This is a genomic window from Aeribacillus pallidus (assembly GCF_050478865.1).
In the GTDB taxonomy this organism is placed as follows: domain Bacteria; phylum Bacillota; class Bacilli; order Bacillales; family JACDOC01; genus JACDOC01.
The window spans coordinates 1-26,943 of the sequence record NZ_JBCNBW010000010.1 but is presented as its reverse complement, the minus strand read 5'-3'; the positions used below and the strand labels follow the sequence as shown (position 1 = coordinate 26,943).

The 26,943-nt window shown below is 38.3% G+C and carries 26 protein-coding genes and 1 other RNA gene; 9 read left to right on the top strand and 18 right to left on the bottom strand.

Annotated features, from left to right (window positions below):
- Positions 1-366 precede the first annotated feature (366 nt).
- Entirely contained in the window at positions 367-567 is a 201-nt protein-coding gene (cspD, locus tag ABES52_RS03310; RefSeq protein ID WP_429648907.1) for a cold-shock protein CspD, read from the top strand.
- 55 nt (positions 568-622) lie between these two features.
- Here the strand turns inward: cspD and ABES52_RS03305 are convergent, their stop codons facing one another.
- Positions 623-799: a zinc-finger domain-containing protein gene (locus ABES52_RS03305; protein ID WP_429648905.1), complete on the bottom strand. Its 177-nt coding sequence runs from the start codon at positions 797-799 to the stop codon at positions 623-625.
- Positions 800-814: 15 nt separating this feature from the next.
- Positions 815-1,474, bottom strand: coding sequence for a reverse transcriptase-like protein (locus ABES52_RS03300; RefSeq protein WP_429648903.1), 660 nt, complete (start codon positions 1,472-1,474; stop codon positions 815-817).
- Positions 1,475-1,601: 127 nt separating this feature from the next.
- Between ABES52_RS03300 and ABES52_RS03295 the strand changes: the two genes are divergently transcribed.
- The 3 genes from ABES52_RS03295 to ABES52_RS03285 all read left to right on the top strand — a co-directional run bounded on the left by ABES52_RS03295 (position 1,602) and on the right by ABES52_RS03285 (position 3,096).
- Complete coding sequence (locus tag ABES52_RS03295) at positions 1,602-2,003, top strand: reverse transcriptase-like protein (RefSeq protein WP_429648901.1); 402 nt, start codon at positions 1,602-1,604, stop codon at positions 2,001-2,003.
- Complete coding sequence (locus tag ABES52_RS03290; protein WP_429648899.1) at positions 1,996-2,898, top strand: DMT family transporter; 903 nt, start codon at positions 1,996-1,998, stop codon at positions 2,896-2,898. The genes ABES52_RS03295 and ABES52_RS03290 overlap by 8 nt, the downstream gene beginning before the upstream one ends.
- A gap of 63 nt (positions 2,899-2,961) precedes the next feature.
- Complete coding sequence (locus ABES52_RS03285) at positions 2,962-3,096, top strand: small, acid-soluble spore protein L (RefSeq protein WP_429648898.1); 135 nt, start codon at positions 2,962-2,964, stop codon at positions 3,094-3,096.
- 56 nt (positions 3,097-3,152) lie between these two features.
- On the opposite strand, the gene ABES52_RS03280 is transcribed toward ABES52_RS03285, so the two are convergent.
- From ABES52_RS03280 to ABES52_RS03255, 6 genes are all read right to left on the bottom strand, one after another.
- On the bottom strand, positions 3,153-4,037 hold the full coding sequence (locus tag ABES52_RS03280) for a 5'-3' exonuclease (protein WP_429648896.1): 885 nt from the start codon (positions 4,035-4,037) through the stop codon (positions 3,153-3,155).
- Between the two features lie 11 nt (positions 4,038-4,048).
- Positions 4,049-4,894 carry a sulfurtransferase gene (locus ABES52_RS03275; protein WP_429648894.1) on the bottom strand — a complete coding sequence of 282 codons (846 nt, stop codon included), beginning with the start codon at positions 4,892-4,894 and terminating at the stop codon, positions 4,049-4,051.
- On the bottom strand, positions 4,894-5,082 hold the full coding sequence (locus ABES52_RS03270; RefSeq protein ID WP_429648892.1) for a hypothetical protein: 189 nt from the start codon (positions 5,080-5,082) through the stop codon (positions 4,894-4,896). Before ABES52_RS03270 ends, ABES52_RS03275 begins: the two co-directional genes overlap by 1 nt.
- 16 nt (positions 5,083-5,098) lie before the next feature.
- Complete coding sequence (locus ABES52_RS03265; protein WP_429648890.1) at positions 5,099-8,728, bottom strand: dynamin family protein; 3,630 nt, start codon at positions 8,726-8,728, stop codon at positions 5,099-5,101.
- A gap of 350 nt (positions 8,729-9,078) precedes the next feature.
- Positions 9,079-9,645 (bottom strand): isoprenylcysteine carboxyl methyltransferase family protein, encoded by a 567-nt coding sequence (locus ABES52_RS03260; RefSeq protein ID WP_429648888.1) that lies wholly within the window; start codon positions 9,643-9,645, stop codon positions 9,079-9,081.
- 2 nt (positions 9,646-9,647) lie between these two features.
- Positions 9,648-10,724 (bottom strand): type III polyketide synthase, encoded by a 1,077-nt coding sequence (locus tag ABES52_RS03255; RefSeq protein ID WP_429648886.1) that lies wholly within the window; start codon positions 10,722-10,724, stop codon positions 9,648-9,650.
- Between the two features lie 171 nt (positions 10,725-10,895).
- Here ABES52_RS03255 and ABES52_RS03250 point away from each other — a divergent pair, with 171 nt between their 5' ends.
- On the top strand, positions 10,896-11,351 hold the full coding sequence (locus tag ABES52_RS03250; RefSeq protein WP_429648885.1) for a chemotaxis protein CheX: 456 nt from the start codon (positions 10,896-10,898) through the stop codon (positions 11,349-11,351).
- Between the two features lie 226 nt (positions 11,352-11,577).
- On the opposite strand, the gene ABES52_RS03245 is transcribed toward ABES52_RS03250, so the two are convergent.
- The gene (locus ABES52_RS03245; RefSeq protein ID WP_429648883.1) at positions 11,578-12,480 is read right to left on the bottom strand and encodes an aldo/keto reductase; all 903 of its coding nucleotides are present in this window, start codon (positions 12,478-12,480) and stop codon (positions 11,578-11,580) included.
- A 238-nt stretch (positions 12,481-12,718) separates the two neighbouring features.
- On the opposite strand from ABES52_RS03245, the gene ABES52_RS03240 reads away from it, so the two are divergent.
- Genes ABES52_RS03240 through ABES52_RS03230 form a run of 3 tightly spaced genes read left to right on the top strand, consistent with a single transcriptional unit; the run spans position 12,719 to position 15,016 of the window.
- Positions 12,719-12,868 (top strand): cytochrome c oxidase subunit 2A, encoded by a 150-nt coding sequence (locus ABES52_RS03240; RefSeq protein WP_429648881.1) that lies wholly within the window; start codon positions 12,719-12,721, stop codon positions 12,866-12,868.
- An 18-nt stretch (positions 12,869-12,886) separates the two neighbouring features.
- Positions 12,887-13,363 (top strand): cytochrome c oxidase subunit II, encoded by a 477-nt coding sequence (locus ABES52_RS03235; protein WP_429648879.1) that lies wholly within the window; start codon positions 12,887-12,889, stop codon positions 13,361-13,363.
- Positions 13,364-15,016, top strand: coding sequence for a b(o/a)3-type cytochrome-c oxidase subunit 1 (locus ABES52_RS03230; RefSeq protein ID WP_429648877.1), 1,653 nt, complete (start codon positions 13,364-13,366; stop codon positions 15,014-15,016).
- A gap of 45 nt (positions 15,017-15,061) precedes the next feature.
- Here ABES52_RS03230 and ABES52_RS03225 read toward each other — a convergent pair whose 3' ends face one another.
- The 9 genes from ABES52_RS03225 to ABES52_RS03185 form a co-directional block, all read right to left on the bottom strand.
- Positions 15,062-16,582 carry a carboxypeptidase M32 gene (locus tag ABES52_RS03225; protein WP_429648909.1) on the bottom strand — a complete coding sequence of 507 codons (1,521 nt, stop codon included), beginning with the start codon at positions 16,580-16,582 and terminating at the stop codon, positions 15,062-15,064.
- 90 nt (positions 16,583-16,672) lie between these two features.
- On the bottom strand, positions 16,673-18,607 hold the full coding sequence (locus tag ABES52_RS03220) for an ATP-dependent DNA helicase (RefSeq protein WP_429648875.1): 1,935 nt from the start codon (positions 18,605-18,607) through the stop codon (positions 16,673-16,675).
- Positions 18,608-18,726: 119 nt separating this feature from the next.
- Entirely contained in the window at positions 18,727-19,869 is a 1,143-nt protein-coding gene (locus ABES52_RS03215; RefSeq protein WP_429648873.1) for a THUMP domain-containing class I SAM-dependent RNA methyltransferase, read from the bottom strand.
- A 512-nt stretch (positions 19,870-20,381) separates the two neighbouring features.
- Positions 20,382-20,783: RNase P RNA component class B (rnpB, locus tag ABES52_RS03210), an RNA gene on the bottom strand.
- Positions 20,784-20,848: 65 nt separating this feature from the next.
- Positions 20,849-21,148: a cell division regulator GpsB gene (gene gpsB, locus ABES52_RS03205; RefSeq protein ID WP_429648871.1), complete on the bottom strand. Its 300-nt coding sequence runs from the start codon at positions 21,146-21,148 to the stop codon at positions 20,849-20,851.
- A gap of 84 nt (positions 21,149-21,232) precedes the next feature.
- The gene (locus ABES52_RS03200; RefSeq protein ID WP_429648869.1) at positions 21,233-21,784 is read right to left on the bottom strand and encodes an SLOG family protein; all 552 of its coding nucleotides are present in this window, start codon (positions 21,782-21,784) and stop codon (positions 21,233-21,235) included.
- 119 nt (positions 21,785-21,903) lie between these two features.
- Positions 21,904-22,134, bottom strand: coding sequence for a CotD family spore coat protein (locus tag ABES52_RS03195; protein ID WP_429648867.1), 231 nt, complete (start codon positions 22,132-22,134; stop codon positions 21,904-21,906).
- Between the two features lie 296 nt (positions 22,135-22,430).
- On the bottom strand, positions 22,431-23,699 hold the full coding sequence (locus ABES52_RS03190; RefSeq protein ID WP_429648865.1) for a ribonuclease H-like domain-containing protein: 1,269 nt from the start codon (positions 23,697-23,699) through the stop codon (positions 22,431-22,433).
- A gap of 14 nt (positions 23,700-23,713) precedes the next feature.
- Positions 23,714-26,014, bottom strand: coding sequence for a DEAD/DEAH box helicase (locus ABES52_RS03185; RefSeq protein WP_429648863.1), 2,301 nt, complete (start codon positions 26,012-26,014; stop codon positions 23,714-23,716).
- A gap of 284 nt (positions 26,015-26,298) precedes the next feature.
- Between ABES52_RS03185 and ABES52_RS03180 the strand changes: the two genes are divergently transcribed.
- Positions 26,299-26,772: an Hsp20/alpha crystallin family protein gene (locus ABES52_RS03180; RefSeq protein ID WP_429648861.1), complete on the top strand. Its 474-nt coding sequence runs from the start codon at positions 26,299-26,301 to the stop codon at positions 26,770-26,772.
- Positions 26,773-26,943: the final 171 nt, after the last annotated feature.

Sequence of the window (26,943 nt, the reverse complement as noted above, 5' to 3'; positions counted from 1 at the left end):
CCCGCAGAAAGCGTCCGCCACAAGCGAATGTATAAATATTAACAGTTTCGTTTAACAGAGCCAATTTTTTTAGAAAGTTAAAACGTTGGGTTCCATAATCTCTCCAACTCTCCCTGACAATATTGCACAGAATCAACACAATTGGTGAACCAAATGAAAGTAAAAATTTCTGAAAATCAAATAGGCCCACAAAGATTGTAAAAATTTTTTCAATTTCTTGACTCGACGATTTCAATAGTGTATAGTATAGTCATCATTTAACAGAATATGTTCCGCCATTTTATGGTAGCCTGAATATATTCCGTTTAATGATAATATATTTTTAAAAAAGCCAGTGTGCTTGAAAGGTTTAGGAGGATTAGAAACATGCAAAACGGTAAAGTAAAATGGTTTAACAATGAGAAAGGCTACGGATTTATTGAAGTTGAAGGCGGAGACGATGTTTTCGTTCACTTCACTGCAATCCAAGGAGAAGGGTTTAAAACGTTAGAAGAAGGTCAAAAGGTTTCTTTTGAAATTGTGGAAGGTGCACGTGGTCCACAAGCAGCGAACGTTGTCAAATTATAATTCAAACTTAATGACTATATAAACAAAGGGCTAACACAATTGTTAGCCCTTTTCGTTATGTCAGTTTTCGACCGATTTTCTTTATTTTTTCACCAACCGTACATTGCTGAATACAAAATTTATGTGCAAAGGTTTTCCCAAATTCTTTTCGAAAATGTGCTTTTAACCAACACCCATCACAATACATGGTTAGTAGTTCATCTACTTGTGCTATGACTTCTTTTCGCTTCAATTGTTTTCCAACCCCTTACGTGTCAATCCTTGAATGACTGTAGATGTTTTTTCCTTCAACTGCTTGTTTAGCTAATTGGTCGGCTTCTCTATTTTTGTTTCGATGAATCGGTTCGAATTGAAACTGTACAGATAACTCTTTTCTCTTTTTTTCGATACGCTCAATCCAGCGATGTAACTCATCTTCATAACACGGCCATTCACCACTTAGTTGATTAAGAACCACCAATGAATCACCACGAATTCGACATCGTTGATATTTTACACCTAAGTCTTCCAAAAGTTGCATCCCAAACTTCAACGCCGCAAACTCTGCTTCATTGTTATTCGTCAATTGTTCAACTACTTGGTTCGCACGAACGCGCCATTGTTCCGGACCCTTCTTATAATAAATGACAACCCCAAGACCGGCAAGAAGTGAGTCACGTTGAAACGTACCATCAAAATAAACGGTGATGTCCGTTGGTTCTGCTTCCCATTTCTTTTGTAATTTTATCAATTCCTTTTTTGACCAAGTTACCCCTAATTCATCGATAAATTCAAAGTTTTTTCCTCTATTTTTATGCTGAAGATCTTCAGCGATGGCTAACAAGTCTTCCGGTAAACCCCATCCTGTTTCCATTGGTACTTCTAAATTGGAAGAGAGCGTATACGTAAATAGCAGTTTTACTTTCATCTGAATCATCCTTCTAGATTAGAATAAATCGTTTCAGTGGGCGGTCATTTTTTGTATAGTATATTTATTATGATAAATATATCAGTTTTTTCACGTACTGAAGCAACTTTTAAGGAGGTTGAACAGTTTGGTCGAAGTATACATAGACGGAGCTAGTGCTGGTGACCCTGGGCCTAGCGGAGCAGGGATTTTTATTAAACATGAAGGTCAAGTTTCCCGCTATTCATTTTATCTTGGAATCATGGACAATCACGAAGCGGAATTTCTTGCCTTAGTAAAAGGACTAGAAATATGTGTAGAAAAAGGGTACTCTATCGTTTCGTTTCGGTCAGATTCCCAAGCCGTTGTAGCCGCCGTCGAAAAAAAGTATGTTAAAAATAAACGTTATGCTGCTCAGTTAGACCGAATCCTAGCTCTAATCGACAAGTTGGACTTATTTTTTATTAAATGGATTTCCAATCAAGAAAATAAGGTAGCTGATGAGTTAGCACGCCAAGGAATCCGATTAAAGGGGGAGCATAATGAATAAACAGTTGGCCGATTTTATTTTATTGTCCATCGCATTTATTTGGGGTGCTACCTTTGTGATCGTTCAAAAAGGAATTACTCAACTAGATCCATTACTATTTAATACCGTTCGCTTTTTTTTAGCTGGATTATCTTTATTATGTTTGATCCCATTTATGAATCGGTCGATTCAGTGGACGCGAAAAACAATCATACATGGGGCGGTTCTTGGAGTTTTCTTAAGCCTCGGTTATGGACTTCAAACGATTGGCTTGTTATATACTTCCCCATCTAGAGCTGGATTTATTACCGGATTAAGTGTTGTTATGGTTCCTTTGTTTTCTTTTATATTGATAAAAAAAGCACCCCAACCTTTGGCCATCTTTGGCTCCCTATTAGCGGCCGTTGGTTTGTATTTTTTATCATTTGGTGATGCTAAGCCATTTAATATTGGTGATGTTTATGTTCTTTTCTGTGCCTTCGGATTTACACTTCATATTATATATACAGATTGTTTTGCCCGGCAAAGTCCAGCTTTTGAGCTAGCTGTCAGCCAACTTTTTACAGTATCCTTGCTTAGTTTAGTGGGAGCGCTCCTCTTAGAAGATGTTTCGCAAATTTTGGACCGCTCGATTATGTTTCATCGAGATGTCTTAATTGCATTATTTGTTACATCATTATTTGCAACCTCTTTTCCATTTTTCGCTCAGACTTATGTTCAAAAATATACAACACCTGCTCGCGTTGCCTTAATCTATACGATGGAACCAGTATTTGCTGCCATCGTCGCTTATTTTTGGATCGATGAGCGACTTAGTATGATTGCTACAATAGGGTGTCTTTTCATTTTTATCGGTATGGTTTCTTCTGAACTACCTTCTTCAATTGTTCGGAACATGCTAAAGGGAACAAAATAACTTCCCTGTCGGTGTGCATAAAACTGAACATGATTGGAACGCTAACATGTGGAGGTGACGGAAATGTCCAAAAACCGGGCGAACAATCGTGGACAGCGTACTGAAGGAGTCAATCCTCAAGGATATGCCGAAAGCGGACCAACACCACAGCCGAAAAGTACGCTAGAAAATGCGGCGAAAAAATCGAATCAAGCGTAATGAAAAAAAAGAGCATAAAGAACCCGTTTACGCCTAGTCGTAAACGGGTTCTTACCTCAGGCAAGAAGCTGCACCCTTGATTCATTGGTTAAATAGCGAATCACGTAGCGAAGCTCAAACTGGTGTAACGTTTCGATATCCACTTCAAAATTAAAATTCCATTTCATTTGTGAGAAATTAATTGCTAAAGGAACGTCACAATAAATCTCCGCTAAAGTACGCGATAACCGAAGCATTTCTTTATGTTCGGTGATTTTCTTTTGTTGTGCTGGCGTCAGTTCGTGCACTTGCTCAAGTAGTTTTTCAACCGTTCCATAGGTTTTTATTAATTTTAAAGCTGTTTTTTCTCCAATTCCTTTCACCCCGGGATATCCATCACTAGCATCACCCATCAATGCTTTCACTTCAACCCATTGGGATGGATGAATCCCTTTTTCCTCAATAAATTGTGATTCTGTATATTTTTTATAATTTCCAATTCCTTTTTGCAATAAATAAACATTTACATCATTTGCTAAAAGCTGTAATAAATCTTGGTCCCCAGTGACAATACTTATCCGATGTGATAATTGTTTCGTCATCGTCCCAATACAATCATCGGCTTCATACCCCGAAACACCAATATTGATAAATCTCAGAGCAGTCGCTACTTCCTTCACCATATCAAATTGTGGGACCAGTTCATCGGGTGGGGCTTCCCGATTGGCTTTATAATCAGAAAACAATTCGTCTCGAAATGTTTTTCTCCCCATATCCCAGCAGATGGCGATGTGAGAAGGTTGGATTTCAGCAATCGCCGCAAACAAATGTTTAAGAAATCCTTGCACACCGTTTGTCGCTATACCATTTGAATTTCTCATCCAATGACCCGTAACGGCTGTTGCGTAATACGACCGAAATAATAAGGCCATCCCATCAACTAATAATACGTTTGTAGACAAAGCGTTCACCTCTAACGATTCTTTTTTGTTTCGACTTCATTCGTATCGTAAGAAATCCAATCACTAAAGCTACCAACGTATAACTTTACGTTTTGATAGCCTGCTTCAAGCAAAGATAAAACATTTACTGTCGCCGTAACCCCAGAACCACAATATACAATTAATGGGTCATTTTTTTTCCATATCGAAAAGCGCTTTTGTTGTTCTTCCACAGGTTTTAATCGATCGTTTTTTACACCAGTTTGCCAGTCAATATTTACTGCCTTTGGAATATGGCCGGCCTTTTTGTCAATCGGCTCAACTTCACCTAAATACCTTTCCTTTGCCCGTGAATCGATTAAAGTGGTTGGATGCCCTTTTGTGTTCACCACATCTTTTACTTCTTCAAAAGTAGCTAAAAGTTGTGGTTGCACATGTACGTCAAACGACCCTCTTATCGGCTGTGGGACATCTTTTGTAATTGGTAAGTTCGCTTTTCTCCATGCATTATAACCACCATTTAATACATACACTTGAGGGTGCCCTAAATATGTGAGCATCCACCAACAACGGGCGGCAAAAGCGGACATACCATCATCGTAAACAATGACAGGGACGGTAGAATCCACCCCTTTTTGTTCAAACATTTCTTTTAACGTCGTCTCATCAGGTAACGGATGGCGGCCCCCATGTACACCAACTGGTGCAGATAGTTCTTTTTCTAAATCTACATATATTGCTCCAGGTATATGATCATCCGAATATTTTTTTAATCCTTCTGTTGGATCTTTTAATGAAAAACGACAGTCAAGAATAGTGATTGAATTCTTTTTCGAAAGTTGTTCGAACAACCATTCTTTCTCTTTGATATATTTCACTACCACTCCATCCCTTTCTTTTTCATTAATTGAACGACTTGTTCTTTTGGGTGCCAACAATTGAATTGATACGTTGGTTTTGTTTCATACCCAAGCCTGTGACAACGGTAAATGGTCCGTCCTTTTTCTTTTTCAACACGAAAATGAATACATGTAGCACAGACGTGAAATCGATTTGTTTTGACCAACCCATCCCCTCCCGTTTTAATCGGATAGTTCTTTCCATAACTTCTGAAGTGCAGAAACATCTATGGTCATCTCAAGAGCTTTTAGCACCACATTCATTTGGTCGTGCACTTCAACTTCTAATTGGTTAATCATTTGCTCAAATTTTTCGTTAAATAATGGTTTGTACCAATCTAGCAGTCGTTTTTTCTGCAAATGTAAATATTCTTTCGTTAGCGGTTCAAGTACCTTTGTCAATTCCTCTACCATCTTTTGTTTTTCGTTCTTTTCAAAAAATGATTTCGGATTTTTATACAAAGATAACGCCTCGTTGAAAGATTTTTCAGACACGTTTTCAAAGGCAGATTCAAATGTCGGTGTGTCCCATGAAAGTAGTTCGATTTCAGAAAAAAATAAATCATCATTGAACTCTTTTAATTGATTAACAAGGCCCTGGCGTTTATTGGCAATCGTTTTCTCCATATATTTTTCCGCTCGTAAACTTGTTGCTCGCATTTCTTGAGCTAAGTCATAACCAATTGCCCCGATAAATTGATTCAATGCCTGACGAAGAGCACCTTTTACGTCTTTTACTTGACTATGAAGAATGGATGGGTGAAACGCTTCTTTAAAGAAATCATTAATTCGGAAAAAAACACGTTGTTTAATATAAAAAACTAGTTCCTGTATTTCTTGTTCCACGCTTTTCCATGCCATATTTAGATCCGTTGTTCGCAATAGGTTTGTCATGGTGTGTCGATTATTTTCCACTTGTTCACGAGCTTGTTTTTTTGTTTCTTCATCCGCTAAATGAGAGGCGATGAATTTTTTCAATAGGTTAATAGCTTTCTCATATTCCGCTTGTGCGGCTTTCATGGTAATTTCCATGAGCTCATTTGAAATAAAGTGCTGGAATGACGATTCAAATGTATGAATTCCCGAATCAAATTCAATTGGTTCCCCTTGCTTTTCTTTTAAAGCGAATAAACTCGATACGCCAAATATACGTGGAAAGCGAATACCGTACGATTGTAACTGTTCGCGAATATACCGAATGACGGCTTGTTGTTCGTCTTCGGATTGGGCTAAATCAATTGCATTCACAATAAAAAACATTTTGTCTAATTCAAAAGAGTCTTTTACTCGCCCTAGTTGAATTAAAAATTCACGGTCGGCTTTCGAAAACGCATGATTGTAATAAGTAACATAGAAGATTGCGTCCGCATTTTTAATATATTCAAACGCGACACCAGTATGGCGAGCATTGATGGAATCAGCGCCTGGTGTATCTACTAGCGTAATTCCTTTTTCGGCATATGGACTATGGTAGTAAAAGTCAATGGATTCAACAAAACAAGAGCGTTCTTCTCTTGAGACATATTGCTCAAATTCTTCACGGTTTACTTTTTTCAAATTTCCTAAATAAGGATAATGTTCTTTAAATCCTTTCACAAAAGCTTGTAAAAATGATTGGTGAACTTGGGCACCTTCTTGACCATCGGTTTGATGTTGTAAGGCTTCCCATTTTACTACTGCATCTTGTAAATCGTTCACGCGAATGTCGAACGCGGCAAATGCTCGTTGAACATCTTCAAGCATCGCCTCTTTTGTTTTAAAGGTGATGACTGCTGTCCCATGAGGATGATCGTTCGTTGGCGGAACGATCCGGTTAATGGCTGCTGTTGTAGGATTAGGCGATACCGGTAGTACACGTTCTCCGAGCAGTGCATTCGCAAACGAAGACTTTCCAGCACTAAACGCTCCGAACAAGGCAATGGTATACGTTCTTGATTCCATTCGTGTAGCTTTATCTTGTAGTTGTTGTACTGTTCGATCAAATCCCGGTACAGATTGTAATCGATGGGCAGCTTTACGTAGCTTTTGTACCATGTCATTCGAATGGTATACTTCCGAGGCAACGTTTTGTTCTTTTTCTGAAATAGGCTCGTCTTCCTTATTTTGTTCTTGGTGTTGATCTAACTGTTTATCTAAGCCGTCAATTTTTTGAAAGAACTCGTTTTCCCATGTTTGGATCCATTCTATCAGCTGTTCCGGTTGCTCTAAATCTTCAAAAAGCAACTTTGATAGACGATTTTTCGAAAGAGCTAACTCTTCATCTAACGCTTCTATTCGTTCATACGCTTGAACCCGTTTTTTTGCTTCGTTCCAAGATTGCTTTAAACGTTCCCGTTTATCTAATCGTACTTCTTCCACTCGTTGTATTAAATGTTCAAGAAATGTTCGACAAGTTTGATAGGCTAATTTTTTTAACGTATTGGCGACATCTTCCGTATAAACTAACACATAGTCGCCGGATAATTTGGCTCCTCGCTTTAAGGCTTGTTCTAATAATTGTGGGGTAAAAGATACGCTCACTTGTTGAGCTTGCTGTTCAAGAGCAACATCATGCAAATCCATCTTTTGAACCCAAGAAGAAGCCAATTGTTTCAGATGCCAATTCATATGGCGCTCTACGTTGTCTACCAGCTGCTGGTAAAAAGCGTCTTGCCTGCGTGCCCGTTCCTCTTCTGTTTTTTTTCGTTTGAAAAGAAAGCCAACGGAAAAATGATCCTGCATCGATTCAATGTACTGACGAGCTAATTCCCGCGTTTCAAATGGCATTAAATAAGCGTTTTGAATCAATCGTTCCAGTTCATCTAAACAGTTTTTCTCCATATGCTCTATGAACACGTTTTCATAGGACAACAAATGAAACCAGCGTTGTTCTTCTTCATATGCCTTTTCTTTAGAACAGTGTCCAATTAATTGAACACAATGATTCCGTTCTTCTAACTGTTGCTCTTTTAACCAATCTAAATGTTCATGAACGAGTTGTTTAAGCGCTTGCTGCGTAGAATAAAGTACCTGCTCTTCCCTTTTTTCCATCAATGAATGAATGAGCGTTTTTACATCTTCTAATTCATTGTATGTGTGATTGATGTCTTTTAACGACGTAAAATAGATACCTCGTGGTTTTACACCCCAAGTAGCAAATGCCTGCTCCACAGATTGACGAAAGTAATGGAAAGAAAGTTCTTCTTCACGATGTTTGTCAATTTGATTGACGATTAGATATAGCGGAACTCCGTGGTCCATTAACTGTTTAGTAAACATAAAATTTAATTCTGATTGAACGTGATTATAATCCATCACGTAAAATACAACATCAGCAAGGTGAAGAGCCGATTCGGTAGAAAGGCGGTGGGCATCGTCTGTCGAATCTACTCCTGGAGTATCCATGACGGTCACTCCTTCTGGGAGAACTGACAATGGAAAAGCAATTTCCACTGTTTCGACGTCCGCTCCATTGCAACAATACTTTTTAATTGCATTGATATCAAATGGAGCATCCATCTGTATTGATGGTCGATTGTACTGAAAAATTCGAGCATATCCTTTGGTATCGTTTTTTATTTTTACGATATTGGCACTTGTAGGTATAGGACTTGAAGGAAGAAGTTCTTCCCCAACGACATAGTTAACAAATGTGGATTTTCCAGCAGAAAAATGTCCACAAAAAGCTACTATCATTTCATTGTCGAACACCTTTTTAGCGAGTAACTTCGCTTTTTCTGCTCTTCGATGGTCATCTTTCTGTACAAAATAATTTTGAAGGTGAATGGCTTTATAAAGTAATTGGTCGTTCTTTTGTAAGGTTTGTTGTGTCATGACTGTTACTCCTTACCCGTAATAATAACTTTTCTTTATTGTAATCGATTTTTTCCAATTTCTCTATACATGGGGAAGCAATGAGTAGAAAGGTGTTTGAAGGCAAAAATAAAACGCTCGCGTAGCGAACGTACCGTTTGTATCGATATAACGGAGAGGAATATTATTTCGTAGAAGGTTTCATGACGTGGTTCATCACATATTTCATTATCCCACCATAGACAGCAATCGTTGTCCCTACAAATAACCAAACCATCGTTCATCCCCCATTCTAATGAGAATAATTTTCATCACCATTAAAAATCTTATCACGAACGAGAATCATTTTCAATCCTTTCTTAGTATACGTTTTATTCCAGCGGATCATTCTTTCCTTTTCGAAAAAACGAACCATATATTGAAAACGCCTTTTGATAAGCAGGGACAAGTGCTAGGGCTTTATTTTCTTCACGAATTCGAATCGAAAGAATCCATGCATTTAAAATCGAAAATACGACTAAAGTGACATAAGCTTGCAATAACAATGGAATAAATATAAATTCCAACGTAACAATAACGTAATTTGGATGCTTCATCCATTGATAAAGTCCTTTTTGACATACTTCTTCTTTTGGAAGAATGAATATTTTTGTATTCCAATACGGTCCTAACGACCGAATGACGTGATAGCGAGCCCATTGCAATAATCCGATAATAATCACAATTACATAAGAATAGACATTCCACTCAGGTTGTACAATCGTTCCTTCTATAAATAATGATAGTAAAAAAAGAATATGAAGGCAGACGATGAAGGGATAATGACTTTGTCCATATTCGATGGCCCCACGTTTTTTTATCCATTTTTCATTCCTTTTAGCAATCATTAATTCGATGATCCTTTGAAAAACAAGAAGAAAAACAACTACATCTGTCATCATCATTCCCACCTCAATAACAACATTTCAGCACTAAACCCCGGTCCTAACGCAAACGCTAAGCCGTACTTCCCCGCTTCAATCGGTTGTTCTAAATGTTTTTGTAAAACGGTTAATATGGTTACCGATGACATATTACCTCTTTTCGTTAACACCTTTCGGGCCTCGTCTAATCGTTTAGCATCGATTTGAAACGTTCGTTCGTATGCATCTAGCACTTTCTTTCCTCCAGGATGGGCAATAAAATACTCTATATCTTTTATCGACAAATGATATTTATGTAAAAATTGTTCTACATGTGGTTTTAACCATTCTTCAATGATGCTTGGAATGTCCCTCGAGAAAATGACAAAAAGCCCTTCATTTCGGATATCCCACCCCATCACATTTAGCGCATGTTTTTTCAGAGCCGATTGACACCCGATAATCGAAGGAAAAGTTCGTGAACGATGTTTCACCACTTCATCGCCACATACTAATGCACAAGCAACACCGTCAGCAAACAAGGCCGTTCCGATTAAATTACTTTTTGAAAAATCGTTCCGCTGAAATGTTAAACTACACATTTCGATTGTTAACACGAGTACTTTTCCAAACTGATTTTGTCGGCAGTATTCAAATGCGCGTGCTAATCCAGCCGCTCCTCCTGCGCATCCTAAACCCCATATTGGTAATCGTTTAGTATCGGTCCGAAAAGGTAGGTCGTTCATAATTCGCGCTTCAATCGTTGGAGTTGCAAGTCCAGTTGAGCTAATAGTGATAATCATATCGATATCTTCGTATGAAATCGGTTCACGTAAAAAGGAGGCTTGCAAACAGTTCCTAATTGCTTCCTTTCCTAACTGTACTGAACATTCGATATACACATCATTTTTTTCAGCAAATGAATGCTCCCTGGTATACCATTCCAACTCTTTCATAAACGATCGTGTTTGAATTTCACTGTTCTCAAAAACTTGTAATAATCGATTGATATCGGAATAGGCTTGTCCAAACATTTGCTTGACGAACTGTTTGGCTTTCGATTGATAAACGGTATAAGGTGGTATCGCTTCACCTACTGAAAGTACTTTGGGCAAGGAAACTCCCCCTTTCATGTTGCTGTTATTTTTTCCAGATAGAGGCTTTTTATGACAATACAGTCAAATTTAAAAAAATAATGTTTTTTTTACATTAGTTAACGAATTTTTACTATCGAACTTGGTTCTGTATGATATGATAAATTTAGACAAAATAATGGAGGATTTGACATGATCGTTACTGAGCAAGTAACTCATTTACTAAATGGTACCATTGAAACGATGAAATCTATTTTTCCATTGACGATTCAACTCGGAAAACCGATGTTAGTAGAAGAACCGCTATACCAACAAGAAATGGGGGTTTTGATCGGGATTACGGGTGATATTCCTGGGCGCATCATGATTCAAAGCCAACAAGACGTCTTTTCTCAGCTTGGACAAGCAATGTTTGGCCTGCCAGTTGAAGGTGAAATGCTTGAATCATTCGCAGGTGAAGTTGGCAATATGATTGCTGGGAATTTGTCAACGGTTATTTCACAAATAGGGATGACGATGGATATTACTCCTCCAACTGTCATTGTTGGTGATTCAAAAGTATACGGCTTTAAACGTGCCTTTCAACTACCGGTAACGATGGATACAGTTGGTACCTTTACCGTTGTCTTAATTATGGATGAGCAATAAAAAAACAGGGGATGCTTTCCCCTGCTATTAATACTTTCTTAAACTGTTGCTGGTAATATTTTTAAATAATCTTTTTATCGTCTACGACGTTCCCAGATTTCGAACAAGTTCCGACCGTTAAAAATAAAATACAGCATTTCCGACAATAAAAGCGCTCCATTTGTTATTTCACTCGCTTTTTTTATTAGCATATGAAGAAACAAAGAAAGCGTGAATAAACGATGATTTACGGAACTTCATGCCCTAAAGATGCTTGATAAATAGTAAACCATTGTTGTCGAGTCATGGTTAGCGATAATGCATTCACAGCACGCTGGATCCGTTCTTTTTTCCCTGAGCCGACGATTGGCATTATTTTAGCTGGATGTACAAGCAACCAGGTATACAACACTTCATCAATCGATTGTGCTCCTATTTCTTTTCCAACCGAATTAAGCGCTTCCCGCAGTCGGACCGCTCGTTCCTTTTCACTCGTAAAAATTTTTCCACCTGCTAGTGGTGACCACGCCATCGGTGGCATCCTTTTTTCTAAACATAAATCCACGGTTCCATCTTGAAAATTCTCTAATTGATAGGCGGTAAGTTCGATCTGGTTTGTAACTAATGGGAAATTCAAGTAAGACTGTAACATGTTCAGTTGCGAACGTTTAAAGTTTGATACTCCAAAGTAACGGACTTTTCCTTCTTCTTTTAATTTCGTAAACGCTTCGGCCACTTCTTCTGGATTCATAAATGGGTCAGGTCGATGAATCAGTAGCACATCGATATAATCCGTACGGAAATTTTTTAACGACTGTTCCACCGACGCAACAATATGTTCTTTACTTGTGTCATAATGTTTGATTTTATGTTCTGGGCGATTCGACGAAATTAATTTGATACCGCATTTTGTGACAATTTCCATTTGCTCTCTAAGTGAAGGTTTCACTTTTAATACTTTCCCAAATCGCTCTTCACACGTATAGTGACCATAAATATCGGCATGGTCAAACGTCGTAATTCCTTGTTCAAGGCAATATTCTACAAGCTCGATTGTATCCTCAGTAGAGTAATTCCATTTATCTAACCGCCATAACCCATGAATTAAGCGTGAAAAAGATAAATCGCTTGCTAATTGAATACGTTCCATCCCGTATCTCCTTCCTTTACCTCAGAAAATTATGTATATACAAGTGTTATTTTCCTATAATCCCCTCCATTTGTAAAACGCGACCACTTCCCATGGAACATAGTTGAGATTTTGTTCATTTCTTCACATTTTCTTCACAAATCGTCAAATGAAGTGTGATATTTATCACAGATAGCCAATTGTTGAAAATTTACAATGAAAATAGCAATGACCCATTATTTAGAAAGGGGTGATTGGGATGGCCCAACTAAATGTACAGCCGAAGAAAAAAGTAACAACGGAACAACCGGAAGAATTAAATGGAACACTCGTATCCGTGTTGTTAATGGGAGCCTTTTTTATCATTAGTTGGATCATTGTCTTTTCGATCTTTTTAGATCGTTTTTAACTGGAGGAGGTTTTTACAATGCACATGCATCGATACGAAAAATGGTGGTTAACCCTTGGAACCGGATCTCTTATTATTTTCTTAATTATTCTAGGGATAAGCGCATTTCATCAAGGTCATCAACCCCCAAGCGCGAAAGCTTTTGTTGATCCTGAGAAAGTCGATCAAACAAAGCCGTTTGACGAACCAGGATTAAAAAAAGTGGAAGGTAAAGATTGGGATTATGAACTCGTTTACGTTGCTTCCGCTTTTTTCTATGCCCCGATAGAGGTCGAAATTCCACTTGGCGCAAAAGTGAAAATTATTGCGACAACAAAAGATGTGATTCACGGTTTTGAAGTAGCAGGAACAAATATCAATATGATGCTTGAACCAGGATACATTAGTGAATATGTAACCACGTTTGACAAAGCGGGAGAATATTTAGTTTTATGTAATGAATATTGTGGTGTTGGACACCATACGATGAAATCTACAATCAAGGTGGTGGAGTAGGTGAAGAATAAATTTTTAACCAAAGTCCATCCACATGATGCCAAGTTAGCCTTAGCTCACCTACATGTTGCCTTCGTCGCCTTGGCACTCGGTGGATTAGCTGGATTACTACAAGTACTCGTCCGTTCAGGAAAATTTGTTCTTCCTGCTGGGATTGGATATTATCAAGTGTTAACGGTTCATGGAGTTTTGCTTGGTCTTGTTCTTACTACTTTCTTTATTATGGGTTTTCAATTAGCAGCCGTAAGTCGAACTTCGGGCCCGCTTTCAACCAAATCTCGACTCGTTGGTTGGCTTGGTTTTTGGCTCATGACCATTGGTACAGCGATCGCCGGTACCATGATTTTGTTAAATGAAGCGACTGTATTATATACGTTTTACGCTCCCCTTCAAGCGCACTTTTTATTTTACTTTGGATTAACGCTTGTCATTGTCGGAAGCTGGCTCGGAGGTGGTGCACAAATCGCCACATATGTTCGTTGGAAAAAAGAACATCCTGGCGAAATAAGCCCGTTATTAAGCTTTATGGTCGTTGTAAACAATTTATTATGGATTGTTGCCACATTAGGTGTAGCAGGTACAGTATTGTTCCAATTGATTCCTTGGTCTTTAGGGTGGGTAGAACGTGTCGATGTTCTTATTAGTCGTACATTATTCTGGTATTTTGGTCACCCGCTCGTTTATTTCTGGTTATTGCCGGCCTACATGGCATGGTACGTGATCGTTCCAAAAATCATTGGCGGAAAAATTTTCTCAGATTCACTAGCACGACTTTCATTCATTTTATTTTTACTCTTTTCCATTCCTGTTGGCTTCCATCACCAACTCGTTGAACCGGGAATTGATGCGTTTTGGAAGTATTTACAAGTCGTTCTTACATTTATGGTAACTGTTCCATCGTTAATGACCGCATTTTCACTTTTTGCTACATTCGAAATGTATGGACGTGCAAAAGGAGCAACAGGACTTTTCGGATGGTTCAAAAAACTCCCATGGCATGATGCTCGCTTTACCGTTCCATTTATCGGTATGGTCGCCTTTATTCCTGGTGGAGCTGGCGGAATTATTAATGCCTCTAACCAAATGAACCAAGTCGTGCATAATACGATTTGGGTAACAGGTCACTTCCACTTAACGGTGGCATCGGCCGTTGTGTTAACGTTCTTTGGTATCTCGTATTGGTTAGTGCCGCATTTAACAGGACGCAAATTGTCAAAAGCAATGAATAAGTTAGCTATTTTCCAAGGAATTGTCTGGGCTGTAGGAATGTCGATTATGTCCGGTTCGATGCATTTAGCCGGACTATTGGGAGCGCCACGTCGTTCTGCATTCTCAACCTATGGTGATGCACAGCAAGCACTAGACTGGATCCCTTATCAAATTGCACAAGCGGTGGGTGGATCTATTCTATTCTTAGGAATTGTTCTTGCCCTCATTATTTACGTAAACTTAGCGTTTTTTGCTCCAAAAGGTGAAGAAGAGTTCCCTGTTGGAGAGGTGGCGGATGCGGCTGAACGGCCTCCTCTTGTCCTAGAAAATTGGAAGCTTTGGTTAACCGTTTTGGCTGCACTTATCTTGATTGCTTATTCGGTACCATTTATGGATATGCTCCAAGACGGACCTCCTGGCTCGAAAGGATATAAATTCTGGTAACGAAATGAGCAGGAAGCATTTAATAGCTTCCTGCTTATTTATTGATCATTTTTCTTGTACTTGTTGTAAGCCATACACTTTTGAATATTTGTCTGATAAATAATCAATCAAATATTTCGCATTTAACCCTTCACCAGTTACATCTTTTAAAATTTCTAATGGCTTTTTCATTTTTCCGTATTGATGGATATGTTCTGTTAACCAGTTTAAAATTGGTTTTGAATTTCCTTCTGCTAAAAGTTGATCAAATTGAGGTAAATCTTTCAACATCGCGTGTTTAAATTGCGCAGCATACATATATCCTAGTGCGTAAGATGGGAAGTACCCAAAACTACCACCTGACCAATGTACATCTTGAAGAACGCCTTCGGCATCATTTTGCGGACGAATACCTAAATATTGTTCATATTTCGCATTCCAAATCTCTGGTAAATCTTTCACTTCCAATCCTTCGTTAAATAGTCCTTTTTCGATTTCATAACGGATAATGATGTGTAATGGATACGTTAACTCATCCGCTTCAATACGAATAAGCGATGGCTTCGATTCGTTAATGGCTCGATAAAACTCATCAAGTGACACACCATCAAACTGGTTACCTGCAAACTCTTTTAATAAATCATAGTTATGTTTCCAGAAATAATAGTTTCTTCCGACAAAATTTTCATAAAAGAGCGATTGACTTTCGTGAATTCCCATCGAAGTACCTGTGCAAATAGGTAATCCGACTAATTCTTTCGAAATATTTTGTTCATACAAAGCATGTCCACATTCATGAATGGTTCCGAAAAGAGCTGTACGGAAATCATTTTCATCGTATTTTGTTGTGACGCGTACATCTCCTGGATTTAAACCAATCATAAACGGGTGAACCGTTTCGTCTAGACGACCAGATTCAAAATCATACCCTAACTGTTCAAGCAGCTTTAAACTTAACGCTCGTTGGCGATCTTTCGGGAACTTGTGGTACAAAAAGTCGGTGCGTGGTTGATTGTTTGATTCCGAAATTGCCTTTACTAATGGAATGATTGCATCCCGTAATTCACCGAAAACTTGATCGAGCGTCCGAACGGTCATTCCTGGTTCATAATGATCAAGCAATGTATCATAGTTCGTTTCTTTTGGTCCCCAATACTGAATAAAACGTTTATTAAATTCGACTAATCGTTCTAGATATGGTCTGAATAACTCAAAGTTAGCGGTCGATTTTGCTTCTTCCCATACAGATTCTGCTTTTGATTGAAGAACGACATACTCTTGAAACTCCTCAGCAGGAATTTTTTTATTCCGTTCATATTCTTCTTTACAATGTTCTAACACTTTCACCGTTGTTCCAAGAAGCTCTTGTTCCTGTCCAGTTAATTTTGCTAAGTAGGCTGCCATTTCTTCTGAAATTGACATTTTAAATACTTCTGATGATAAAGTACCGATTACTTCCGAGCGCTGCTCTATTCCTTTTTTAGGCGCTCCTGTCCGCATGTCCCAATACATGACACTGATTGCTTCGGAGTATGCCATCATTTTTTTGACATAGGATAAAAACTCTTTTTCTAAGTCTTTTATTATTTGAGACACAAGCATCCCTCCCACTTGAAATCTTCTCCATTTTATCATATTTTTCAGAATAAAATAACAAAAAATGCTTAGGAAATACTCCTAAGCATGATGGTGAATAATCGGATCCAAAGGAAAAATACGCTTTAACTTTTCAAAATAATCATTATACTCTTCTTTTGATATGAAAAGGTGGATATCTCCCTTATCTTGGCTAGTTCGTATAAGACGACCCATTCCTTGCCGTAATCGTAGCAACATGTACGGTAGATCGACTTCTTCAAACGGATTCGTACTATGTTTTCGTTTTGCCTCAAATACAGGATCGTTTGGCGGGAATGGCAGGGACATAATCATGACGTTCGATAAGGATTCACCAGGTACATCAAGTCCTTCCCATAAGTGATACGAACATAAAACGGTGTTCACATTCGATTGGAATTCTTCAACTAATTTACTTATTTCCTGATCTCCTTCATACAGCACCGGGTACGTAAGGGTATTGGACTGTTCATTCCACTTTCGAAAACGATTCATTTCTTCTTTGGAACGGAATAGGATTAACGTTCTCCCTTGCCATTTTTCAATCTGATTAGCCGTGTAGTCATATTGAAGGTTATTAAGATCTTCAACGATCACGTGAAGATTCATTTGCTCCTCATAATCAAACGGAGAAGATACAGAAAAGGTCAAAGCATCATCTATTCCTAAGCTGTTCATGATATAGGAAAAATCTTTATTTTGTGATAAGGTCGCAGATGAAAAAATGAAAGGTATACGTTGAGAAAACACTTCCTCACGTAAAATTTCTTGGACGAGCCGTGGCATAATGACTAAAGACGACTCTCCATTCGATTCTTCAAACCAAACGATTCCGTCTTGCTTTTGACAAAATAAGGTTAAGGAATACAATGCTTGTTCTAAATATTCTTCAACTACTTTTAAATCGTATTCGTTTATAACATACATCTCCGCATCAAAGACCAATTCGTCTAGCAATTGTTCGATGCCTGTTTTTAGCCGTAACCCTTGTTGTACTAGTTCTTCTGATAAAATGATTTGTTGCCGCTCCGTACCTTCGATTGGCTTTGCCTGTTTCTTTAATCGTGAAAAAAACTCATCGTTTAACTGGAGGATATGCTCAATGATCATCAACGTTTCTTCACGCACATCGTTGGCCATTAGTTGTGATAATAATTGTTCAAAAGTCGATGTCGTCACTTTATACGTCAACGCTTTTTGACAAGCGAATTCGAGCAAATGGCCTTCATCAAAGACAACACAGCTAGCCTCAGGAAGTAAAGGTAACTGGCCTTCTCTTTTTCTAGCGTCTTTTGTCCAAATATGTTCCATATAAAAATCGTGGGAGCAGACAATTAAATCAGCCGCTTTTCTGTAATACTCCCGATGCAAACTTTGACCACAACGATGACGTAAATCACAAGAGAAACAATCTTGCAGCGAATCCCAATTTATTTGTTTCCATTGCTCGTCGGTTAAGTGGGGATAATCGGTCCGGTCCCCATATTGATAAAACGATAGCATGGATCCTCGATCATATACAAATTCAGGTAATTGATCATATACTTGTAGAATCGCTTCATCTTCCGTCCGCTCAATGGTTTGCTCTAACTTTTTTACGCATAAATATTGATTCCTTGATTTTGCTAATCGAACATCCACTTGCATGTTTAACGCTCGCTCGATTTTTCGAATGTCCCCTTCTTTTTTAACAAGTTGTTCAATTAACGTTTCATCCGCACAAGCAATAATAGCAGGCTTTCCTGTATAACGGGCGTAGCAAATGGCATACAACAAGTAAACAATCGTTTTTCCTGTTCCAACACCTGCTTCGGCTAAGATTACTTTCTTTTCTTTAAACGCCTTTTCAAGTTGAAACGCCATATATATTTGTTCATCACGGATTTCAAAACCTTGCTCTGGTAAATATTCATAAAAAACATCGCCTATCCACTCGGACAGTTTTTCATAAAAAGACTCATTTTTCGATATTGGAAATGGTAATGATTGTGCCATTGTACCCTCCATATGCATTTGATTTATAGTCTTGGATAAAAGCAAAAAAACAACGTATGGACTACGGTCCTTACGTCATTTTTCTTAGCAATCATTAGGGAATGGGAAACATCCAGCCCCTACTTGTTTAATTGGGGCGGTTTTTCTCCCCAATATTGATAGTAATCAGTTTTTATAAACCCATTAAACAACTTTCGTTTTTTCGTTGCTTTTTTGCCATAAAAACGTTCAAAATTTTCGTGTGCAGTCAAAAAATATTTAGACCAAGTCGGATACCGTTCAAACGTTTTTCCCATGTCCCGGTACATCAATTCCACTTCTTTTCGCTCTCCTAAACGCTCGCCATAAGGGGGGTTTCCTACAACTACGCCGTAGTCTTCTTTCGTATGGAAGTCTTTTACTTGCATTTGCTTAAACGTGATTATATCCCCTAATCCAGCTTCTAAAGCATTGTCCTTCGCAATGTTGACCATCCGATGATCAATATCTGTGCCCATAATCGTTAATGGTTGGTCATAATTCGCTAAATCTTCCGCTTCTATGCGAGCCTCTTCCCAAATTTTTGGATTCATCCACTCCCATGTTTCGGAAATAAAATCCCGGTTAAAACCTGGTGCAATATTTTGACCGATGAGTGCAGCCTCGATTGGAATCGTGCCTGAACCACAAAACGGATCGACAAAAGGTCGCTCAGGAGTCCAATTCGTTAATAACACAAGGGCAGCCGCTAACGTTTCTTTTAACGGGGCCTCTCCTTGTCCCACCCGATATCCACGTTTATGTAACCCAGAACCGCTCGTATCAATCGTTAATGTGGCAATATCTTTATGTAAAGCCACTTCAATTTTATATAAAGCACCCGTTTCTTCCAACCAAGCTTGTCGTTTGTAATGTTGCTTTAGACGTTCTACAATGGCTTTTTTGACGATTGCTTGACAGTCCGAAACGCTAAACAATTGAGATTTGACAGATTTTCCTTGAACTGGGAAGTTGGCGTCTACTGGTAAGTAGTCTTCCCAATTTAATGCTTTCGTTCCTTCAAATAATTCCTCAAACGTACGAGCAGGAAATTCTCCGACGATAATTTTTACGCGATCTGCTGTACGAAGCCAAAGGTTACTGCGAGCTATCGCTTGTTGGTCCCCTTTAAAAATCACTTTTCCGTTTTCTACTTGGCATTCATAACCTAATAAACGAACTTCTTTAGCAACAATGGATTCTATTCCCATTGCTGAAGTCGCTACTAATGTATATTCCTTCATAATTCCACCCTTTATTTTCTATCATTGCATTTATGCTAAAAAAATCGACATTAGTTCCAAAAAACGTAAAGCCTTTTAAAATAGGCTCTACCCTAAAATAACTGTGGATAACTTTTACTGTTATTTCATTCATCGGTGTGCCAATGGCAATTGGCATGAATGTCTGTAATGCATACTGTTGATATGTATACATTACGCTTGTGGCGGACGCTTTCCGCGGGCAAGGTGCAAGCCGCTTCCCTCGCTACGCTCAAGTAAGGGTCTTGCCTGGTTTGCTATTCCTACTGGAGTCGCCGCCGTGTAAATAACTTGCTAAAAATCAACAATGACATATAACATAGCCTATAAATAAAAACCATGCATTTGAATATTGATTCCTTCATATTCGAACCAATAATAAAACGTCTTCATACACAGTATGAACTTCCATCGCTTTTTTATAAATATGTATGATAAAAGCTCTCCTTTAATAAAGGAGAGCTAATTCTTAAACAATGTGTCGATTAATAACGTTCTATAAGCCATGTTCTGTACCTTCGTACTGCAAACGACTATACATCTCGTACTCCGGCGGTAATCATCTATCTACAGATAAGGATCACCTCACCTGTCCTTCTCCTCGTTCATTTCCTCAGAGAAGGTGCCCCTACCATCATTTGGGTTTCTCGCTCGTGGGGTTTACCGCGTTCCACCCTTGCGATTTCTCACAAGGCTACGTCACTGTGGCACTTTCAAGGTACTTATACCATATCCAAATGGACTTAGGTATGTTCCCTGCCGTCAGTCCAGTCGAAACCAGACTGCCCTAGCTTATGGATTCGCTAGGCACGATCACTACGGGCATCTCAGCACCGTGCGAGCATGGACTTTCCTCTACAAGGCACATACGCTCCTTGCAGCGATTACCCGAACGTTATTAATCGTGTGTCCAAGAGTTCATTATATATGGAAATATGTAATTATGCAACGAAAAATTATATCAATCAAACAATTTATTTCCAAATACATGTTTTTCTAAATTGGATAAACGCTTCAAGATATCAAAATTAGTCGTTCCTACTCCATTAGAAGGTTGTCGTTTCATTGCTTCATCTAGTTGTTTCTTTAAACGTAAATTTTCCTGTTGCAATTCTTCAATGATTTGGTGAAACGTTTCATAATCCTTAATAATAATATCTAAATATTTGTCTACTTCGTCTTGATTATAGCCTCGAAAACTTGTTTTAAAATCTTTCTCTAAGATATCTTTAGCTGATAACTTTATTTTATCAGAAAGCACGGAAGACACCACCTTCAATTCACACAACATCATTTATATTGTTTCAAATATCAGTACGTTTGTCAATTTTTTATCCGATCAGTCTTATTCAATCCGTATTTCCTCTTCAAAGATGGATTGTAAGTCATACATCGTTACAAATCGTAAATCGTAAGGATGGGTTTGTTGATACTTTTTAGCTAAATCGTAAAAGTATTTCGGACTACCTTCTCTTTCTTCATCATACACAATGATTGCTCCATCGCTTTTTTTTAGAAAAAATACATTTCGGTTAAAAAATTGCTTTGGGCTTTGATACTCTTCTTTCGATAAAGATTCCACATAATCGGCTTGAGAAAGGATCATTTCATAATATTCTCGATTTTGTTCATTCCAAAATCTTTCTTGATTTAAAAAAGGAGTTATCACTGCTAACTTTAAATGCGGATAGTCCAGTTGAAGATCGAAAACGACCTCAGCCGCCCATAATTCCACTCCTATTGTGCCACTAATCATAACCCACTCTAATCCATCATCGAGAAATGCCTGTAATTCTCTTTGAATTGCTTTTTTTATGTACGGAATTGCTTGATGGGACTGATTGTATATGCCTAATTCAAATGATTTATAACCCGTTACAACAACGACTTTAGACACGTAAACTCACCTTCAAAAATAAAAATACAAGTTTCTCAAGATTCCATTGTAACATGTGATGCTTTCTTTACATACATTTATAAAGAAAAACAAGGGAAAATCCCTTGTTTTTCTTAGACTTAGCGAAATGGTGGCCATTGCGGCCCACAATTAAAATGTTGATGCGATGCTTCATTAACAACCGATTGTGTCTGCGGATAATAATGCTGATGTTGGTACATATGATGGTTGACAGTTGTCGTATGAGTCGGATGAATGTGAGGTACAACGTAATTACAACAGTTGTGGTTAACACAACATTTCGTTGGATGAACAATAGCTGGTAACACATGGCTAGGTTTACAATACATCCTTTCAAGTCTCCTTTCATCAAAATCTGGTTTACACTATAACCTATGAATAGAAAGGAGAACATGTACTAATGAAACTACCTATTTTATAAGAAGGTATACAAACTTTCTTTCAAGTTCGATAAAATGATGGCTGTTAAACAGACAAAAACAAAAAATAAAATGAGCAACGTACGTGATACCGACATGAATACTCCCTCATTCTTCTTTTTTTCACTCCAATACCGTATTGTACAACTTCCGTGAGGGAACGACAACTAACAAATATTAATTCCTTACTAATTTTCTGAATGGTATCAAAGATAATTATTTTTTTGTTTATTTTTCATTTTCTGGACCAAACGTTGTTTCCTTTTTACAATATCGCTAAACAACTTTTCTTCCTTTTTTGTCCACGCTTCTTTCACCGGTAGTAAGTTTTCCGCTTTTTGCACGTACTCCAAAGCTAATTTGAACGCTCGCTTCCGATGTTCATAAATCTTGGCGATTTCGATACAGGCGTCCAGCTGTAATGAACGTGATCCGTACTGAACTACTTGTTTCCATAACGTTAGAGCTTCGGAAAATTGGTTTCTTTTTTTATAAAGAGTTGCTAATTGATGTTTCGCTTGTATGGAAATCACTGTTTCCTCTGATGTAGCAGCTTGTTGATACAAATGTTTGGCATGGTCTTTCTCCCCGATATAGTCAAACCAGCGAGCCACTTCATATTGTTCCGCGTTCGATTGCCTTGGATCTTTTTGAAGGATTTGAAACGATAAATGGGTATATAACGTAATGAGTGATAACACATCAAGTTCATTGTGCTGAAGAACTTTAATCATTCCTTCTGGATGTTTTCTCTCTACAAAATCAAAGTAGATCATCGGTGCTAAATGTCCAGGAACGTCATCGATTCGTTCAAAGCCTAATATTTCTTTTTCCACTTCTTTCAGTTTGACAGACGATAACCGATGTTTCCATAAGCGCCGGGCCGCATGGTATAAATCAAAATGCCCAAATGGTGGCAGCTTTGGTACATGCTCTCTTATTAATGTATGTCTTGTTTTCACTTGCGGCCAATCAAAGGCTTTTCCGTTATACGTCACTAACGAATTGTAGTCAATTTGGTTTAAGAAACTTTCGTACAATGGAATTTCATGACCAGGTGCCGGTAAGATATGTTGCTTTACGACTACCTCGTCCTGTTCAAAAAAAGCATATCCTAATAAAAATATCGTATTACCGACACCACCACCTAAACCGGTTGTTTCCGTATCAAAAAAGAATAAGTCAAATGGCTGTAATCCTTTAGCTGATAACGGATGGATTCCTTCATACGTTTGCCATAAACGCATTGCTTCAAGAAAATCGGAAAATTGATACTTCCCATGTGTCATTGATATCGGATATCGTACTTCACGAATCAAACAATACGACCCGTTTGTAAAATACGGATGTACTTTTGCCTTTTGCCACTCTTTTAAAAAAGGGATGTCGATCATCGGAGATGGTTCTTGTTCCGTTTTAGTCGTGTCCTCTCGAATCAAATATTGTTTCATTCGATTCAATTTCGCCTTTAACATCATTCATTCTCCTTTTACATCCATGAATCAACTTCTGGTTGTACCTTACCATGCAGCAATAAAGAAAGGAGGCCTATCGCATCGCTTTTGGCGGTATTGGAAGTGACGTCCATTCCGATACATGACGGGCATCCTTGTTTGCAAGGACAAGTTTGAATAAATCGGATCGTTTCTTTTAAAATAGACTCCATTTGACCATACACATTCTCGCTCAAACCAATACCACCTGGATATCGGTCGTAAACAAAGATTGTCGGTCGTTCATTGTGCACTGCTTTTACTTGAGGAACAACATAAATATCTTGTGGGTCACACATCACAAAAAGCGGAATAATGGACTTTAACGCATGGGACACACCAATTAATCCGTATTCCAAACGATCATTGTTCCATTCTGCTAGCGACGTACGAAATGAAAGCCACGTACCATTCGTGTGCAGTTCTTCTTCTGGTAAATGAATAGGGCCTGAACCAATATTTTCATGTGTATCAAACTTAATTTTTTTAAAAATCGTCGCCATTGCTCTTACCGCCACATCCCCATAACCTATATCGGCAAAGCGCATCGGTTCTTCCTTATCTACTTCTAACACATTTAATTGGACGGCTAAATTCGCATCGGTAAAATAGTCCACATCCACTTGACGGACAAACGCTTTCTTTTCTTCCCAATCTAATTTTTCTACTTGATATTGCACCCCTTGATGTAAATAGATCGCTTCTTCATGGAGCAATGTCATGGCACTAAATCGGTCCATTTCCCCAATTACTTTTGTATTTCCGGGCATGGTTTGATCGATAATAACAACGTTTTCTTGGGACGCCGAACGAAGACTTATATTGTGAGCCGGAAAAGCAGCGTTCATCCAATGCCATTTTCCTTCGTGAAAATGCAGTACTTTTTCTTCTGTTAAAAACTCTAGCATCTCCGTGACTTCAACGCTTCCGAACGTTTCTCCTTCTTTAAAAGGAAGCTCATACGCTGCACACTTGATATGGTCAATCAATATGATTAAATTGTTTGGATTAATGCGCGCCGTTTCAGGAGTTTGTTGAAAGAAATATTCCGGGTGCTGAACAATATATTGGTCAAGAGGAGATGAAGTGGCAACCATGATAACTAATGACTCTCCTTGTCTCCGTCCCGCTCGTCCAGCTTGCTGCCAAGCACTTGCAATCGTCCCGGGGTATCCAGTCATAATACAAACTTGCAATTGACCAATATCAACCCCTAATTCAAGAGCATTTGTACTAACCACGCCAATTATATCCCCATTTCTTAATCCATGTTCTATTTTTCGCCTTTGAGTTGGTAAATAGCCGCCACGATACCCTTGAATCGCTTTTTCCCCAATCTCTTTTTTAATGAGCTCTTGTAAATATGTCAAAATAATTTCAACCCGTACACGACTCCTAGCAAAAACGATTGTTTGAATTTTTTCTTTCAAAAATTCAGTGGCTAATTTTCGAACTTCTAATACCGCACTTTTTCGGATATTTAACGGTTTATTGATGATCGGCGGGTTATAAAACACAAAATGCTTTCTTCCTTGGGGAGCACCGTTATTATCAATTAAAACCATTTCCGTTTCGGTCAGTTCTTCCGCTAGTTGTTTTGGATTGGCAATCGTGGCCGACGTACAAATAAATATTGGATTACTTCCATAGAATTGACAAATTCGTTTCAACCGACGGATGACATTAGCAACATGAGAACCGAATACCCCACGATAAATATGTAATTCATCGATAACAACATATTGGAGGTTTTCAAATAAGGAAACCCACTTCGTATGGTGGGGTAAAATAGCTGAATGAAGCATGTCTGGATTGGTGATGACAATGTGTCCTGACTTCCGTACCCTTTGCCTAATATTAGCGGCCGTATCACCATCATACGTATAACAGTTGAGAGATAATTGAGCCGCTTCGATCAATTCATTTAGTTCACTTTTTTGGTCTTGTGCTAACGCTTTGGTTGGAAACATATATAGGGCTCGACCATTTGGATTTTTAGCTAACGATTGAATAACTGGAAGATTATAACAAAGTGTTTTTCCGGAAGCAGTTGGAGTCACCGCGACAAAACTTTTTCCTTGTAAGGCAGTTTCATAGGCTGTTCGCTGATGCGTATACAGCGCTTGAATACCTCTGTCTAGCAGCGCTTCTTTTAGTGAAGGATGGAGCGATTCTGGAAAAGGAACCGTTTTTGCCGTTTTTTCCTCTATTGTATGCCAATAAACGATTTGATTCTTAAATTCCGGACTTGTCTTCAACTTTTGAATAACATCGTTCAGCTGTTTTCTTTTCCACATCTTGTTCACCTCGTTTTTTTATTTTAGCGAATAAACGTTCGTAAAGAAAGGAAAACATTTTGATTGAACCAATTTTCTAGGTACCATTTGCACTAGCGCTTCATAGGATATAGTGAAACTTCCATCCGTGGTCACACGGATGGTTAGTTGAATGAATCGGACCGTTACGGGCTGTTGATTTCCCACCTTAGCTTCTTTGTTTAACTCACAATCTTTAGGTGGGGATTTTACAGCCCGTTAAGGTTAAAATATCGGACTGACATTTTGAAAAAGGAGCGGTGTAAATGGGAAAATTACCTGAAGATTCCAAACATCCCTTTGCTGGTCATCCGCTTGGTGATTTGATGAAGTCAATGAACGATTTTTTTCACGAACGACCCATTAAAGGCTTGTTGCAAAGCATGGACGAATTTTTTCAATCCCCTTTTCCATTTGGCGGATTTCCAATCGAATTAGATGAAACAGAAAACGAACATATTGTAGTAGCTTCGTTACCTGGCGTGAACAAAGAACAGATTCAAATCGATGTCTTTCAAAATTATTTAACAATTACCGTTCAAAATATGGAACTTGTTCAGCAAGAAAACGACAAAAAGGAAGTCATTCAACGACGGCGCACAATGAGAAAATCTACACGTACCATTCCGCTTACTTCTTATATCGATCCAAAAACGATTCGGGCATCCTATCAAAACGGTCAATTAAAGATATGTATTCCAAAAGAAAAAGGTACTTCTATTCGAATTGCTGATGAGTGATGTAAAGGAATATTTCTATACTTTCCCGTAAAAAAAAATTAGGGCTGATAAGAACTTACTCTCGTTCTTATCAGCCCGCTTTTATGTTTTGGCTATGTTATATGTCATTGTTGATTTTTAGCAAGTTATTCATACGGCGGCGACTTCAGCGGAACAAGAAGCCGCAAGACC